Origin of the sequence: Shewanella sp. TB7-MNA-CIBAN-0143, assembly GCF_040310065.1 — a bacterium.
Lineage (GTDB): Bacteria > Pseudomonadota > Gammaproteobacteria > Enterobacterales > Shewanellaceae > Shewanella.
This window is the reverse complement of sequence record NZ_JBEOPL010000019.1, coordinates 25,010-41,479: the sequence shown is the minus strand read 5'-3', so window position 1 is coordinate 41,479 and position 16,470 is coordinate 25,010. Positions and strand designations below refer to the sequence as shown.

Below are 16,470 nucleotides of genomic sequence, written 5' to 3'. Positions count from 1 at the left end.
ACTCGTATGTCGGCAGCTTAATGGGGTATTTTTGTTTTTTTGTCACTTTCATTAAACTGCTGATTGTTAATTAGTCGCTAATCGATGTAATTAAACTATGCCATTAAGCCATGTAATTAAACCGGGGTGGTTAATGCCATATTGGCTCCAGCTTTCGGCTTCATCAATAAGGTATACATTACCGGTACCCAAATCAGTGACAACATAGTGGCTAATAATGTACCGCCAGCGATAGCGATAGCAAAGGGTGGCCAAAAGCCGCCACCGGCAATAATTAGCGGTAAAAAGCCGCCTATGGTGGTGATAGTGGTTGAGCCAATATGACGCCCACAACTGCTCACCGTACTAATGATTAGGGCCAAATTGCCATCGCGCGCCTCGGGAATATCCTCAAGTTCTGCCAAAATAACAATTGCGGCATTAATGGCTAAACCCATCAATCCCAATAAACCGATAATGACGGTAAACCCAAACGGATAGCCAAATACATACACGGATAACAAGCCTAAACCGGCCGATTGAAAAGCACTCAGTAAAATGATGGCGGTTAATCTAAACGAGTTAAACGACAACACCACTGTAGCTAATAATAAAGTGACTACGAGCACAATGTTTGACAATAAATTACCTACCGCCTCATTACGTTTTGCGCTTTCACCACCTATTTCGAGATGATATCCCGCTGGAATGGACAAATTAGCAATAGCATCTTTAACCTCGTTGAGTACTTGTGCTGGTAATACTCCACTGGTGATATAAGCTTCGATAGTATTAACGCGTTCGCCATTTCTGCGCGGTATTGCACCACGACTGACATTTATCTCGTTATAAGATAATGCCGATAGTGGAATGCCTGACCCCGATGGTGACACCAGATTAATCTCGGCTAAACGAGTGGCTTGTTCGCGGCTGTTGTCGCCTAAGCGAACCCGTATTGGCAGTGATTCTGTTTGCTCTAAAATACTGCCACCAATGATCCCAGTAGTCGCCATTTGAATTTGATTAGCAATATCGCTCAAACTTAAGCCACTCATTAAACTGGCGTCTTCATTCACCTGTAACCACACTTTTGGAGCGCCAGAACTGAGGGTGGCACGAGTATGAATCACATCTGGTGTGGCGACTAAAATGCCGCGTACTTGTTCACCTAATGTTTTCAGAGTATCAAGATTAGGGCCATAAATTCGCAGCTCAACCGGAGCGTTAAAGGGAGGCCCTTGTTCCAGTTTTCGCACTAAAATCTGTGCTTGTGGAAATTGGGCATCAAACTCTTTTTGTAATTGCAAAATTAACTGATTGGCGGCGGCATAATCGGTCACTTTAATCATCGCTTGGGCGTAATTGGTTGCCCCTTGTTGCCGTTGAGTTAAGTTGTAATAGAAAGAGGGCGTATTACCGCCAACAACCCATGTAGCTGCGATAATATCGTCAATCTGTTGCAGCTTTTTATCAATCAGTTTGACCTGCTCGAGAGTGTTATCAATACTGACATGAGGTGCCAGGTAGACTTCAATTTGGAACATGTCGCGATCAGACGGAGGGAAAAATTGTTCAGTCATTTTGCCCGCGGCAAAAAAGCCAGCTATCGGTAATATTCCAATTACGATGGCGGTCAGTATTGGCCGAGATAACGCAAACTGTAAACTGGCGGTAAATGCTTGGCTAATTCTTGGGAATGCCATCCCTTGCTGATACCAAGCCGTTGGTTTTTCACTGCGACTGAATCGACCCGCAAGGCCAGCAATAATGGTATGAGAAATAATATATGAGCCGAGTAAGGCGAACATGACCGAAATGGCAATGCCACCCACAAACTCGCCCGCAGCGCCCGGCATTAATACAATAGGTGCAAAGGCTAGCATGGTGGTAATAGTCGACCCTGCTAGTGGTAGCCATAAATGGTGTAAGGTTTTTGATACCGCTTCCAGTTTGCTCATACCTTGTTGACGACGTTGAGCTATGGCATCAACAATCACAATCGCGTTATCGACCATAATCCCCAGCGCAACCACTAAACCTGTTACTGACATTTGGTGGATCGGTAGTCCAGTATATTTCATGCAGGTGAGGGTAAATAATGCGGTTAATGGTAATGATATCGCCACAATCACTGCATTGCGCAGTCCTAATGTTAGCATCAGAACCACTAAAATAATCACAAATCCTTGTAGCAGATTAATCACCAAGTCACCTAATCGGTCACTGGTATAGCTTTGTTGGTCGAATAACCATTGCACCTTAATATTGGCCGGTAAATTAGCTGAAAAATCATCTATGGCGCTGCTTACATGCTGTTGCCACACATCGACTCGATTATTGTTGAGCATGCGTGCAGACACCAAAACGCCTTGCTGACTGTCGATTAAAGCGATACTCGATGCCGGAGTCTTGGCTTGGCGGCTAATATTGGCCACATCCCCTAAGCGAATAATTTGACCATAGTCGTCTACTTTTAACGGCACTTGGCGGATACGATTCTGCGAATCTAACTCACCAGAGACTTCAACTAAGGCTCTAAATTGGCTGTTATTAACTTCACCGGCTGAAATTTTGCTGTCGGCATTATTTAAAATAGCGGCAATACTGGCGGGGGTTAAATGCAATTGACTGATTTTATTACCATCTAGCTCAACTAAAATCTCTTCTTGTGGTGCGCCATAAAGTTTAACAAAATCAGTACCACTGAGCAGTCTTAGACGGCTTTGTAATTCTTTGGCATAACGATTTAGAATATCGGTTCTTACAGGGCTATCGTCAGCCCAAACAAGTCCTAAAATGGCGGTATTGGCATAACCTAGTTGATCATCTAATACACTATTTTGTGCTTCTACTGGCAACAATGATTTACTGTCGGCGATAAGATCTCGAGCGCGTGACCACACCGGATCAGTCTCTGTGACCGTGTCTTTTAATTCTAGCTGGATAACCGAAATCCCGGGGCGAGAGGTCGACTGGACTAGCTTTAAATCTTCTAAACGGCGTAATTGATTCTCTAATACCTCAGTCACAAGTGCTTCAACCCGCTCTGCAGATGCACCAGGGTATTGAGTGATAACAGACGAAAATCGGTTAGTAATATGTGGATCTTCGGTGCGAGGTAGGCTTGAAATCGCCCCTAATCCGGCAACAATTAATAATGCGATAAATAAACTGGTTAGGCGGCCATTTTCTAAAAATGCTTTAATCATAATGCCCCCGCTTTCTTAGTTTGAGCGAGAGTGACTTTCTGGTTAACGACCAATTTATGTAATCCTTGCGATACAATTAAATCGGTTGGTTTTATGGCACCTTGAATATACGCTTGTTGTTCATTGGTATAGATAATCTCTACATCGCGGCGCTCAATGGTATAAAAACCTTGCTCAGCCTCAACTAAGGCAAACACGTTCCATAATCCGCGCACGCCATCGGTTAATGCCGACATAGGCACCCAATAACCAGGTGCTTGCACGTCTTGTTGATACGCCAAATAAGCTATTTCGCCATTGATCACTCTGGCTGAGTCGGGCAAATGAATACGCAACTGAACCGTGCGACTAATGGTATTAACCTCGGCACTAATACCGGCAATTTTAGCGATAAAGGTTTGCTTACCTACACGGACATCTACCATCTGCTCGGCGGTTAACTGCTGTGCGATATCAATGGGTACTCCAATATAAGCCACAGGCTGACTGTTACCAACTAAGGTGAAAACCGGACTGCCTAGCGCAATCACTTCGCCGACATTATGAAAACGTTGGCTGATTTTTCCATTGAATGGGGCTAACAAGGTTGATTTTTCAATTTTCAAATTGGTCGCACTTAAGCTGGCTTCTATACGCTTTTGGTTAGCTTGTAAGCTAATAACTTGTTGCTGGCTTTCATCGAGTTGCTGCTCAGACACATAGTTTTGTTGTTTCAATTTTAGAGTACGGGCTAAGGTGCTTTTTGCTAAATCTATATCCGCTTGAGTTTGCAATAAACTGGCTTGTAATTGCTGTTTTTCTGCGGTCAATAAATCAGTATCAAGCTTCGCTAATATTTGTCCTTTGCTCACAGTATCGCCACTGTCGACTAGGATATTATTCAGTTTACCCGCAAGCTCAAAGCCAATTCCGGTGGTATTGGCCGAGCGAATCGTACCCGTATAAGTTTGCATGTGTTGATAACGGTCGCTTAATGATAAAGGCTGTGACAATACCGTTTGGTACTCAGTTGTTTGTGAATGCTCTTTTACCTCAGAGCCACAACCGCCTAATGAGATTAAGCTTAAACCTAGCGCCCAGTATCGAATGATTGGGGTGAATGTCTTTGACGCGTACATAAGTTTATTCCTTGCAAAGCAATATATTGTGCCAATGTTGATTTATCTTAAAAACCAGTGTTAATAACAATAAGCGAACTCATTAACCGCAAATCGTGACTTGTAACTTAAATGTTAACTAGACTCAGTAGTCTAGTTTTATAAAACTAGACTGTCCAGTCTAGTTTTAGTTACTATAACGCTAAATAATGAGTAGTAACGCTGACACTCGATTGTGCTTAATGGGTTAATTTACGGAACCAACATGACAAAAAAACACACATCGCTTAATAACATTGAACAGGTTAGTTTGAGCCGCAGTGAGCAAAAGCGGGCTCAAGTACTTGAGTCTGCGATTGACCTTTTTTGCCATCAGGGTTTTCCTAATACCAGCATGGACGAAGTGGCAAAACATGCCGGTGTATCAAAACAAACCGTTTACTCTCACTTTGGTTCCAAAGATGATTTGTTTGTTTCTGCGATTGAGTCTAAATGTGTTGTGCATCAACTCACTGGCGAAGCTTTAATTGATGCAGCAAATCCACAACGGGTTATTTTGCAGTTTGCTCTGCAATTTGGTGAAATGATTGTTAGCAAAGAAACCATGACAGTATTTAAAACTTGCGTAGCTCAAGCCGACACTCACCCAGAAGTGTCTAGATTGTTTTATGACGCAGGCCCCAAGCATGTGCTCGGACTGATTAGAAATTACTTAAAAAAGGTTAATGAGCATGGTGAATACTTTTTTGAAAATCCGCACGAAAGCGCAGTTAGATTGTGTTTAATGTTATTTGGCGAACTAAAATTGCGCCTGGAGTTAGGCTTAGAGATAGGTGATTTACTGACAACCAGACAACAATACTTGCAAGATACTGCCGAGATGTTTTTGCGAGCTCATCAAGTTGACGTAAAATAAACCAATAAAAGTTGAACTTAATTGGCGCGATAACAGTATTATCGTAATTAAACTAAGGTGCTATTAACCCAACGTGCTATTAAGCCAAGGTGCTATTAACCCAACGTGCTATTAAGCCAAGGTGCAGTTAAGCCAAGTTAATAGCTAACTTATCTCATTATTTGAAGGGAAGCAGATTGATATGACGCTTTATAACGTTAACGTAATTCAGCCAAAATCATTGAGTACATCAGCTTTGTCAATTTTGCTAGCATCGGGACTGTTGTTAAGTCAGCATGCTTTAGCAGCGCCAGAACGTTCACCATTTTCGCTCACTGTGGCTCGTACATCAACGGGTACCGCTAATGTTGGGGCTGATAGCAATAACCCTAATCAGTTACAACGTGATGCTTGGAAGACCAGTTTTTCGGCTAGCATGCCACTCAATCGTCAGTGGTCAATTGGGGCAAATCTAGGCTACGACAATCTCGATTACGACTGGGATATGAACCAAAACACTCTGTTACGCAGCAGTACTGAACCTTGGTCAACCATACATCAGTACAGTGCTGGTTTATCGTTATCTTACCGTCTTGATAATCATTGGATGTTTCTTATAGCCCCCAAACTGCAATACGCCTATGCCGATACTGCATCATCTTCAAATGCGCAAAGTTATGGTGTCGTTGCCTCGGGCATGTACCGCTTTGATTCCGGCAATATGCTCGGCTTTGGTGTTGCATACTTAAATGATATTTCAGAAGTGCGCACCGTACCTTACTTAGCCGTACGTTGGCAGATAAACGAGAAGTGGGTACTTGCTAACCCGTTCCAAGCTGGTTTTAGTGGTCCTGCAGGATTAGAGTTAAGTTATCAGTATAACCGTGACTGGAGTTTCGGTGTGGGTAGCTCAATGCGAACAGAACGTTTTTTAATTGCTGATGATGACAAAACCATTGAAGTAGAAGAATGGGTAGGCTTTGCTCGCGCAGGCTGGCAAGCAACGAGTAATGTTAGCCTTAATGCGTATGCAGGTTATTATTTTGGTGGCGAAATGGAGTTAAGTTATCCAGACGTTACGGAAGACATGGAAAACCAAGCAGCATTAGGTTTAGTGTTTAAACTGACGTTTTAATGATAAGTGTTAACCTAATATAATAAAAATGCCGCTGATATCAGCGGCATTTTTATATCAACAAGTTAGCGTAAACGTTCAATTAAAAGTAAGTGACTTCTTTTACGCGTTTAGGGCGATTTTGTTGTTCGTACAACTGCCATACTTGTTTAAAGTCCAGAGCTAGCTCCGTGACATAAAACTCACCAGAAGGGTAGGTCTTAACCACTTTAGCGCCGCGAATAATACCACTCACGCTAGATTTAACGTTGTCGTCAGTTAGTAACCATTCACTTACGTCGCTATTAGCCGAAATTTTTTGTCCATATACCTGTTCCGCCAACTCACGGTAAGCGGCAATTTTTGAAGCTTGCATCGCCATTAAAATACGATGTGATGGCTCTTTACTGGGCTGAGTCGCCAAAGGGGCATAACCAATTGCCGTTAGCGTTGGGAACGAGGCTGGCGCTTCGGTTTCCCACTGAACATATTTATCTTTGCTCACACAGCCAGTGAGCAGCAATAGCATAATTAACATCAACGACTTCATAGCTTATCTCCTAATACGGTGTAACGACTGTCGCCCTTATTCTCGTGGCGATACAGTAAACCATTGCGTGATTCAATGAGTTCAGAGGGTTGTAAATAACCCGACAAACTCGATGCTGCCACAAATGATTGCACCGCTGAAAGGACGCGATTATTGGTCACATTAACCACACGGCCGTTAAACACAATTCCTTCAGGGGTTAGGGTCATGGTTGACACTAATACGTGTGAAACCGGTAAATCTGCACGTAACAGTTCCCAGTTGCGGCTCAACATAAACTCGCCTTGTTCTGTGGCGCGCAAATTTGTCGCCACATTTAAATCGACTAAGTTAAATTCATGAGCGTGGAACGCCGCGAGTAATCCTTGTTGTAACTGTAATGCTAATTCATTGGTTGCATTTAAATTACTGGTCATCACTGGCGTAGAAATCAGCAGTGGTTGATCTGGGCGCAAGGCGTCGTTTTGTAACACTAACTCGTTAACTAACTTTTCTGCCCACACATTCACTTGGCCTTTGGGTGATATCCCCGCAGCCTGAATATCATAAGCCAGTTTATCGTGATAAACCTCATTTTCGTCGACGATTTTGACAAATTTACCGTTATTGCTAAAGGCAAGGTTATTGGCAGCATTAGGCGTTTGGGTGCATGCCGCTAACGATAACGACGCAAGCATGACCGTGGAGATAAAAAGCCTGTTAATCATAATAATTCCTCTAACAAATAATGCCGCTAGTCTTGGTATAAATGAGTCATTTAATCGCCTTGTACATCGATAACTAAGGCCAATTATGTACTCTTTCTTATTGGTGTCTTTATATCGGCAAATGCGTTAAAAGCTTTACTGTAATAGTGCAACATCGAAAATAACCACTAATATAGTTAGTCGGCACAATTTTTGCTTTGATTAAAATAGAGTAAGCTGAATTTACACAATTGTGCAAAATAGACGATTTTTTGACATTAGGACATTGTATGTTGATCCGACACAGCCCTGTTAACCGAACTAAAACCTTCAATCACCTTGCCGTAATAGCAATGCTATGCGTGAGTGCATTGTGTGTATCGTCGGTATTGGCTGAACAAATTGAAGTGACTGGTAAGGCTAAAATCGTGAATGGCGATATAGATAAAGCCCGTGAGGACGCCATAAGCCAAGCATTAAATTACGCCAGTTTAAAAGCCGGGGTGAACTTTTCCAGTGAACAACAAGTCAACCAAGGTCGGCTTACTCAAGATACCTTTCAAATTCAGCGGATGGGATCGGCCAATAACGTTGAATTAATGAGTGAAATGATCAGCCAACACACCATTACCGTGGTGTTACAGCTTGATCTCAGCGAACAAGAACCTAACGCACAATGTAAAAGCCAGTCTCTCAAGGCCGCGATTATGTTGCCACAAGCCTATTTACAAGAACGCGAACAGTTACGTTATGGTCAATTAGCTCACTTTGAAGAGCGGATCACCGAGCAATTAGGTAAAGCTATCAATGCACAGTCGCGATACAGTTTTGCACGACTACATGCCGATGAAAAAATTGATAACACCAATCAACTGGTCAACTTTAAAGGATATCGTATTCCCAGTTGGTTAGGCGAAATTACCGACAGCCAATATCTGCTGCAACCTGAAATCATTGATATTTCGACCGAGCCAGCTCAAAGTAGTTATATGGGCTTTGTCGAGGATGATCCACTAAGGCAGTTTATTTTTAAATTAACCCTTTACCATGGGATCAGCGGTGAAGTGGTGTGGTCAGAATCATTCGCCACCTCAGCGCCGTGGGAATTTGAAAGACAAGAAATCGTCTCACCTGCTAACCAGCGGTTTTGGCGATCATCTTATGGTCAGGCGATCAGCGATATTTTACAGCAAAGCGTGATGTCGCTGGATAAGCAGTTAAACTGTCGTCCATTACTAGGCCAAATTGTTGCCAGGCAAGGGGATCGTATTATCATCAATTTAGGCCGTAAAAATGGCGTTAAAATGGGTGATAAGTTCCAAATCGTATTACAAAAAAATATCCCAGACAGATTTAATTCCATGCGCGCCATCGCCACTAAAAGTCGTGCCAATGTGGTTATCGAACAAGTTACCGAAGACAGCTCAACCGCAATATTTGACGGCATCGACAGTGCAGATAATATTCAAGTAAATGATATTGCGATTAAGAACTAATGATTGGTTACTAGAAGCTAATTGTTCAGACTTAAGTGCTAAGTGCTAAGTGCTAAGTGCTAAGTGCTAAGTGCTAATCGATAAGAGTAAGTCGATTATGAATTAGTTGGTTGTTAATCAAGCAATTAAATATAAAAGGTTTAATTCGATTATAAACTCAGTATAATCACTGGGTCTCTCTATAGCTCAACAGGATAGAGCAGCCGCCTCCTAAGCGGCCGATCGGGGTTCGAGTCCCTGTGGGGAGACCATATGACCTATTTTCACCTTAAAAATCAAATACTTAACAAAATCGTAAAAAGTTGTGCCGCCTATGTGCCGCCTCTGGAAACCCTTTTTTTGTAATTTTTTTTCGAGCATTCTTCAAAACTCCGCTTTTCGATAGTTTTAACTCAATCATGGACCTTAATCGCTGTTTCTCATTGTTTGCTTGTTAAAAGTAAAACTTGGTTTGTGTTGGCATAACAAAGTATTAAGGACATATTGAACCCTTCGAAATATGATAATCTTACTATTATCAACATTATGCTAAAAATTAAAAAAATTGAAGTCTTTTCCATACTGCAAAGTTGTGATAAATATAATGACAACACCGCTTAAGCTGCTTAAGTAGTAACTCAAATTTGCAGTCTGTTAAACTAAAATATTAGCTTAATCAAAGATATACAATCAGTATCATAAAAATGGATTTTTATCGTGATCACTAAGAATATTTCTCAAGCTCAAATGCTGTTCCCCAAGTCTCAGTACCCGATACACAGCGCTTATATTGATTTGTTTACTACAATGATTAGTCGCGTTGATAGTGGTGTGACTGAATCTGATATCGAAATTTTATCAATTGCTTTGGGTGATAAAGCACATCAGCTATTCAAGACAGTGATCGCTAAGGCTGGTGTTACAGATAAATTAAACAGTTTAATGCTTGATGCGCTTCAACTTAAAATTGAAAATAAGAACAGGCTTACAGCAAAGCAATCTGAGTTACCCAAAGGGTCTAATAAAGCCGTTGTGGAGTTGATTTTATTACAATATAAAGTAAAGCCCAATGAAATTGAAATTAAAAAAAGACTCACTACAAACCAAATTGTGCGCCCTAAAATAGCTAATAAAGACATTATTGATATTGTTACGCCAAAGAGTCAAAGCAAGCCAGGCAATGTTGCGGTTGGTGTACAACAAACTATTTTACAACAGCAACTCATTGTGGCGCGGCATAACCTGACTGCGATATTACAAAGTAAGGATCAAGAAATTGATGTAAACACCTTGCGGCAAAAAAAAATAAAACAAATCAAACAAATCAAACAGATGTTCCCACCAGAACAGTATCCCAAGTACCGTCAATTCATAGACTTTTTAATTCAATATTCAACGAATGACCCTCTACACATTTCAGCTGATGATATGCAAAATATATCAGCTGCATTTGGTACTGAAGAGCTGAATATTTTCAGGTCGATCAGTGGTGATATTACGATAGAGGAAAAAATTAAGCACATAAGCTTTAAAGGGCTTCAACTTAAAATATCAATTAGAAAAAGGCTCAACGATACAAATCTAGAGCTATCCAAGGATGCTAGCTTAGCCGTCATAAAGGACGTTATAGGACGATACCAAGCTAAAATTAACGCTATTGAAGTTAAGATACGTCAAGAATTACAAGAGAAAGAACAAGCACACAAAGCTGAGCAATTAAGGTTAAAAGAACAACGCGAAATCGAACGGAAAAAGCACTTTTCAGATTTCCCTGCTTTTGGGATCAAAAATATTCCAAAAGACTCTGAAGCGGATATTCTTCTAAATAAGCTAATGAAAAAGCAAATCAGTCAGGATGAAAAAAAGTGGCTAGATAATAAAAGCTTCACTAATGATCTGGTTGAAAAAAAATACCATCTTCAACTCGCTCACAACCATTATCAAAATTGGAAGCAAAAAAGCTTACCTTGGGAACTGGTTAATGCCAGCGCAGCCTATCGCAAGGCGGAAGAACTGAGCAAAATTAAAAAAGCGTTAGATGAATCATATCCTTTTAATATTCCTAAGAAAGAAAAGAAATTAAAATCTGCCTTGTTAACCACCTATGGTGGAGTGTGTAGAGACTTAGCCATGTATGGCGATGCTATTAAGTTAGGCCTTGAAGCACATAACGTGACGCCTCTAAATTTCAGGCCATGCACTTTGCTCGGTGCTATTCATATCGCAACAGGGGAGTTTACTGCAGGTCACGAGTGGTACGACAAAGCAAAAGAGCGAGGTTTTAGCCAAGAGGCCTATGATAACGATATAAAATCTATTTACCTTAGAGCCAGTGATGATATCAAAACTAGACTCAAACAAAACCTAATATCCACCGGGCACAAGTATAAATGGCTGATAAGTGATTAATGCCTGTGATAGCAATGCTTACAGCGACTCAACACCGGCCAGAATGCTTTGTGCTATGTAGTGTTAATTAGCACTACATTAGCTTCTGGAATTCTTGAAATAATCCAAGGTTGTAATGCTGGAATTCATGTCGAAACAAGAGCAGGAATTTCTGGCAATTCCCGCAATCAATCTGAAGCTCGTAATTACAAATCTAATCGCTATGGTGATGAGTTTGTTGTGCAGTTGAATTAGGGGGTGAAATCGTGACTAGAGTACATGAGTGGACGTTAAGCTATTCACAAGCTAATGGTAAAATTGAGCCTAACCGCTCTAACTTGGAGTTCTGTCAATAAGTGTACGTAATCCGAAATTAATAGTTAAATGAGGTCGTAATAAAAATGTTCAACTAAGATAGAAAAAGGAGTATTGTTAGTGCGTTATAGAATATTCAACATATGCTTAAGGAAGAGTAATGGATCCATTTTCACAATTGTTTGCAGCTTATCTGCACACGGTAAGCAATAGTATTGCTGAAGTGTATGTTGATTCAATGAACACCACGGTTACCTCGCAAAGCTTAGTATACAACGATACTAATATTCGATTTCAGCATCAGTTATGGAAGATAAAACCGACTAGCGTTTGTTCAGACCTTGAGCAACAAGCTACTCAATTCTCTAAATGCACTCAACAAGCCAAGGCTATGTTCACCGAACTTTGTACTCAGCTATCCAGCATGGAAAATCTGAATCAGAAAGGGCGAAGCTTATCTAATATGTATTGCAATGCATCACTAAGTTACAAACCTATGATTGCCTATATCAGCGAACCTAAGCAAAAGACTGAGCAAGAATTGAAAGAAAAGGAATGTAATTTTATGATTTTGAAAGCGATTCAAGATAATAGTTCTGAAACTTTGAAGCAGAAAGATACCGCATGTGACTTTGTAAGATAAGGAAGAAAATTGAGAATTAAACTTAATGGTATTCATTAGATAAAAGTAGCCAATTCAGTTACTATATCAAAAATGAATTTATAAAAATATTTAACAAATAATGGCTAGTTCAACTCAAATTAAAGCACTAATGCAATCGTATATTGATAAAGATGACGACAGATTTTTATCTGTTGCGCTTCAGGTTGCCGCTCATGAAGCCAGAAATGGGCACGGTAAACTTGCTCAAGAGCTTAAATTATTAGTTGAATCAGCTAAAAAAATTAGTGCAAAAAATCTCCCTATTTCAATTGCCAGTGGCGTGAAAGATTCATCAGGATTACTTACAACAACACATCCAAAACTTCGCTTTTCAAATTTAATAGTATCTTCAGAAGTAAAAGACCAATTAAACAGGTTAGTAAAAGAACAAAAGCATCTCGCAACTCTAAAGAATCATGGCTTATCTCCTAGGAGAAAGCTTCTTCTAGCTGGTAAGCCTGGTACAGGAAAAACATTTACAGCTTCTGTATTAGCTGGAGAGTTAGATTTTCCTTTATTTGAAGTTCGTTTAGATGCTGTAATTACAAAGTATTTGGGAGAATCTTCTGCAAAGCTTCGCCAAATATTTGATACTATTAGAGAAGTTCGTGGTGTTTATTTCTTTGATGAGTTTGATGCCTTAGGTTCACACCGCGGAAATAGTAATGATGTTGGAGAAGCGCGCCGAATTCTTAATAGCTTTTTACAGATGCTTGAGCAAGATAATTCAAATAGTGTGATTGTTTGTGCTACTAACCACATAGAAGCTCTAGATCATGCATTATTTAGGCGTTTCGATGATGTGATTCGGTATCAATTGCCCTCGAAAGAAGAAATTATTGAATTATTTAAAACTAGGCTTCAAAGTTATGTCGCGAGTAATTTTTCATGGAAAAAACTTCCTTTAATTTCTGAAGGGTTAAGTAACGCTGAAATTACTATTGCAGCAAATGATGCTATCAAAGAAATGCTAATTTATGATCACAATTCAATTACACTCTCGATGCTCCAACAAGCTATTGAGGGTAGAAAAAAAATCAGCCAACACTTTATGGTGTAAGAAGGATTCTTAATGGCACGTAATAGATTTGATAAACCGCATTTTTTTATAAACCGTTCAGCTACTTCTTACGAATTTTCTTCACCATCTATAGGTGGGAGTTCTTCCTCTGAAATACCAGCTCAAGACAGACATCATCATAGTGGTAAGCTTCGGCAAGAACTAGAATACGTGGTCAAGGACTTATCACGAGTAAAGCAGTACATACCTGAAGCATTTCTTGAGATGGGAGTTGGAATTCAAGTAGAGTTTGAAAGCTTTCCCAATGTTGAAATGGCAGTCCAAAGTCTTGCAAATGACACTCAAGGGATCGTCTTACACAATGTAAAGACGATTAGTGTTAATGGGCAAAAAACCACCATTGCTACAGCTTTTGTACCTGATGGCAAGTTAGATTTTTATGAAAAGAAATTAACTGATTATGAATCGTACAAAACAAACAAAAATGACAAACCAACAGATCATCAAAAATTAATTGATTCCATTAAATCAATTCGTAGTGCTTCATTTTTTGCAATTTGGGCAGATGATGACTCCCTCCTTCCTGAAGATAAAGATTCTGACGTTTGGTGGGAAGTGTGGTTATCTACACCGAAAAAAAGTCGTCAGACACATAATTATTACAATGAGATCATTTCAGACTTTACTAAACTGGCAGGCATTGCTGAAATCGAGGTATCTCAACATAAACTTCGATTCCCAGAGCACACTGTGGTTCAGATAAAGGCTAGCCAAAGTCAGTTGGAACAAAACGCTAACCTGCTTTTTAGAGTATCTGAAATACGCTACCCTAAAGTCACCGCTGAATTCTTCGATTCTATGGAGCCAGCTGAGCAAGGTGAATGGTCAGAAGAATTACTTCAACGTCTAAATCATTCTTATACTGAGGCTTCTCCATATGTTTGTATTATTGATTCTGGTGTAAATGTTGCTCATCCTTTGTTGTCGCCATTTGCTGGTTTAGCAGATCAAAGAACAATAACAGATGATAGTGATCCCACTGACGCAATGGGACATGGCACAGAGATGGCTGGGATAGCAATGTGGGGAGACTTAACTGATAGATTAAGTTCATCAGATATAATAACAATTAATCATAGGTTAGAATCAGTCAAAACCATCCGATTTAATGGTGATAATGTAGGTAAGCCTTTAGGATTAGTTACTGAAAATGCTATATCGGAAATAGAAAACTACAAACCTGAACGGTCACGTGTTTACTCAATGTCGTTATCATCAGGTATTGGGACCGATAGAGGAAGGCCATCATCTTGGTCTAGTGCAATGGATATGCTTGCAGTCGATTACCTCGGAGAGGGTGCATTTCCTAGATTATTTACTGTATGTGCGGGGAATGCCTTACCTATTGAGGGGATTGAGTACCCCGAGCGGAATTACCTAAGTGATATTCATGATCCTGCACAGGCATGGAATGTATTAACGGTTGGTGCCTATACAGAAAAAAATACACTTACAGAAGCTTCTGACTACCAACCTTTAGCCCCGAAAGGTGGTTTATCACCATACTCGACAACATCTCTCAATTGGGATAGAAGAAACACACCTATAAAACCTGAAGTGGTATTTGAAGGTGGAAATGTTGGCCAAGATCAATTAGGCGTCAGTGTAGGAATGCAAGATTTACAGTTGCTTACTACAAATAATAACTTCTCACAAAGGCACTTCCAATGTACAAATGCGACCAGTTCTGCAACAGCATTGGCAGCAAGGTTTACTGCCCAAATAAAATCACAATATAGCGACCTTTGGCCTGAAACCGTTAGGGCGCTGATAGTTCACTCTGCAGATTGGACTGATGCAATGTATTCTTTGATTTCCGTAAACCGTAATCAAGATAACATCAAGAAGTCAGATATGGCTAAATTAGTTCGTAAAGTAGGCTTTGGAGTCCCTAATCTTAATAAAGCTCTGAATAGTGCAAGTAACTCTTTAACATTGGTAATTCAAGATGAATTACAGCCTTATGTTAAGCCAAAATCTAAAGAGACAAAGACTAAGGATATGAATTTACATGATTTGCCTTGGCCAGTTGAAGAATTAATGAAAATTGGTGAGGCTGATGTAGAGCTTACAATAACAATTTCTTATTTTATTGAGCCAAACCCGTCAAGCCGTAATGTGTTAACTAAATATAGTTATGCTAGTCACCAGCTGAGGTTTGACGTCAAGCATCAAGGTGAATCAGACAAACAGTTCATGAGGCGTATCAATAAAAAGGCAGAGGGAGACAAGCCTGATACTTTAGACGATAGCCATTGGCTCCTAGGCAAGCAACAACGTCATAGAGGATCTATTCATAAAGATGTTTGGCGCGGCAGTGCTGCAGATCTTGCTTCTAGAGGAAAGATCGCTATTTATCCTACCAGTGGATGGTGGAAGACTCGTAAAACACATGAGCGATATAATTCACAAGCTCGATATGCGTTAATAATTTCACTTTCGGTTCCAGAAGTTGAAGTTGATATATACAGTGAAGTCGCACAGAAAATTTCTACTAATATACAGACCCCAATAGCCATTAGTGTTTCATAATTTTGATACTAATAAGAATTTGTTGTATCGCAATTTAAATTCTTATTAGTAGTTCCTTTCTCTCCTCAGATGAAAGCTGTCCTATTTCCCTAACCAATCTATTAACATTCGACTCTTGTTCAAAAGTTCCAAGCAGATGCGCAGTAGTGATACCTAGTTCTTGCCTAACATGTTCAATATCTAAATGAGCATAGGTACTTGCTGTGATGCTGGCTCTTTTTTAAATCTCTGTCTCGCGCCAGTCTGCTATGACCTAACAACTTTCCTGACAGAGGGGGGGAGTTTGAATAAAGTACTAAAAAGTTGCCGCCATCCATAACGCTCCAGCTTGCTAGGGTGCGTCTTAAATCGTCAATGGTGATAAATATTTTGAAAGCACGGTACTTGGTTCAGTACCGTGACGTTTAGTAACAGATCGGCTAAGTCATACCAAAAGCGACCTCTGCCTGCTCTTTTGAACACTTTCTTCGAGCACTTTTTTCGAT

At 40.2% G+C, this 16,470-nt stretch carries 11 protein-coding genes and 1 tRNA gene; 8 read left to right on the top strand and 4 right to left on the bottom strand.

Annotated elements, in window-relative coordinates; translation table 11 throughout:
- Window positions 1-116: 116 nt before the first annotated feature.
- Together AAEY97_RS15615 and AAEY97_RS15610 are read right to left on the bottom strand one after the other, a co-directional pair.
- Window positions 117-3,188, bottom strand: a complete 3,072-nt coding sequence (locus AAEY97_RS15615; protein ID WP_350999883.1) for an efflux RND transporter permease subunit — start codon at window positions 3,186-3,188, stop codon at window positions 117-119.
- Entirely contained in the window at window positions 3,185-4,306 is a 1,122-nt protein-coding gene (locus tag AAEY97_RS15610) for an efflux RND transporter periplasmic adaptor subunit (RefSeq protein WP_350999880.1), read from the bottom strand. Before AAEY97_RS15610 ends, AAEY97_RS15615 begins: the two co-directional genes overlap by 4 nt.
- A 244-nt stretch (window positions 4,307-4,550) precedes the next feature.
- Between AAEY97_RS15610 and AAEY97_RS15605 the strand changes: the two genes are divergently transcribed.
- Window positions 4,551-5,201: a TetR/AcrR family transcriptional regulator gene (locus tag AAEY97_RS15605; RefSeq protein ID WP_182743935.1), complete on the top strand. Its 651-nt coding sequence runs from the start codon at window positions 4,551-4,553 to the stop codon at window positions 5,199-5,201.
- Window positions 5,202-5,382: 181 nt separating this feature from the next.
- The gene (locus AAEY97_RS15600) at window positions 5,383-6,315 is read left to right on the top strand and encodes a DUF6268 family outer membrane beta-barrel protein (RefSeq protein WP_101085452.1); all 933 of its coding nucleotides are present in this window, start codon (window positions 5,383-5,385) and stop codon (window positions 6,313-6,315) included.
- Window positions 6,316-6,397: 82 nt separating this feature from the next.
- Here AAEY97_RS15600 and AAEY97_RS15595 read toward each other — a convergent pair whose 3' ends face one another.
- The gene (locus tag AAEY97_RS15595) at window positions 6,398-6,844 is read right to left on the bottom strand and encodes an LPP20 family lipoprotein (protein WP_011636625.1); all 447 of its coding nucleotides are present in this window, start codon (window positions 6,842-6,844) and stop codon (window positions 6,398-6,400) included.
- Entirely contained in the window at window positions 6,841-7,551 is a 711-nt protein-coding gene (locus AAEY97_RS15590) for a FlgO family outer membrane protein (RefSeq protein WP_350999877.1), read from the bottom strand. The genes AAEY97_RS15595 and AAEY97_RS15590 overlap by 4 nt, the downstream gene beginning before the upstream one ends.
- A gap of 269 nt (window positions 7,552-7,820) precedes the next feature.
- On the opposite strand from AAEY97_RS15590, the gene AAEY97_RS15585 reads away from it, so the two are divergent.
- From AAEY97_RS15585 to AAEY97_RS15560, 6 genes are all read left to right on the top strand, one after another.
- Window positions 7,821-9,026, top strand: coding sequence for a flagellar assembly protein FlgT (locus AAEY97_RS15585; RefSeq protein ID WP_350999875.1), 1,206 nt, complete (start codon window positions 7,821-7,823; stop codon window positions 9,024-9,026).
- Window positions 9,027-9,201: 175 nt separating this feature from the next.
- Window positions 9,202-9,277 (top strand) — tRNA-Arg (locus tag AAEY97_RS15580).
- Between the two features lie 445 nt (window positions 9,278-9,722).
- Window positions 9,723-11,414, top strand: coding sequence for a hypothetical protein (locus tag AAEY97_RS15575; RefSeq protein WP_350999873.1), 1,692 nt, complete (start codon window positions 9,723-9,725; stop codon window positions 11,412-11,414).
- Window positions 11,415-11,868: 454 nt separating this feature from the next.
- Window positions 11,869-12,351: a hypothetical protein gene (locus tag AAEY97_RS15570; protein ID WP_350999870.1), complete on the top strand. Its 483-nt coding sequence runs from the start codon at window positions 11,869-11,871 to the stop codon at window positions 12,349-12,351.
- 100 nt (window positions 12,352-12,451) lie between these two features.
- Window positions 12,452-13,432, top strand: coding sequence for an AAA family ATPase (locus AAEY97_RS15565; RefSeq protein ID WP_350999868.1), 981 nt, complete (start codon window positions 12,452-12,454; stop codon window positions 13,430-13,432).
- A 12-nt stretch (window positions 13,433-13,444) separates the two neighbouring features.
- On the top strand, window positions 13,445-15,985 hold the full coding sequence (locus AAEY97_RS15560; RefSeq protein WP_350999865.1) for a S8 family peptidase: 2,541 nt from the start codon (window positions 13,445-13,447) through the stop codon (window positions 15,983-15,985).
- The last annotated feature ends 485 nt before the right edge of the window (window positions 15,986-16,470 follow it).

Excerpts from the sequence above, each read along its gene's own strand:
- AAEY97_RS15615 (WP_350999883.1), bottom strand. The coding sequence starts at position 3,188 with ATGATTAAAGCATTTTTAGAAAATGGCCGCCTAACCAGTTTATTTATC.
- AAEY97_RS15610 (WP_350999880.1), bottom strand. The coding sequence starts at position 4,306 with ATGTACGCGTCAAAGACATTCACCCCAATCATTCGATACTGGGCGCTA.
- AAEY97_RS15605 (WP_182743935.1), top strand. The coding sequence starts at position 4,551 with ATGACAAAAAAACACACATCGCTTAATAACATTGAACAGGTTAGTTTG.
- AAEY97_RS15600 (WP_101085452.1), top strand. The coding sequence starts at position 5,383 with ATGACGCTTTATAACGTTAACGTAATTCAGCCAAAATCATTGAGTACA.
- AAEY97_RS15595 (WP_011636625.1), bottom strand. The coding sequence starts at position 6,844 with ATGAAGTCGTTGATGTTAATTATGCTATTGCTGCTCACTGGCTGTGTG.
- AAEY97_RS15590 (WP_350999877.1), bottom strand. The coding sequence starts at position 7,551 with ATGATTAACAGGCTTTTTATCTCCACGGTCATGCTTGCGTCGTTATCG.
- AAEY97_RS15585 (WP_350999875.1), top strand. The coding sequence starts at position 7,821 with ATGTTGATCCGACACAGCCCTGTTAACCGAACTAAAACCTTCAATCAC.
- AAEY97_RS15570 (WP_350999870.1), top strand. The coding sequence starts at position 11,869 with ATGGATCCATTTTCACAATTGTTTGCAGCTTATCTGCACACGGTAAGC.
- AAEY97_RS15565 (WP_350999868.1), top strand. The coding sequence starts at position 12,452 with ATGGCTAGTTCAACTCAAATTAAAGCACTAATGCAATCGTATATTGAT.
- AAEY97_RS15560 (WP_350999865.1), top strand. The coding sequence starts at position 13,445 with ATGGCACGTAATAGATTTGATAAACCGCATTTTTTTATAAACCGTTCA.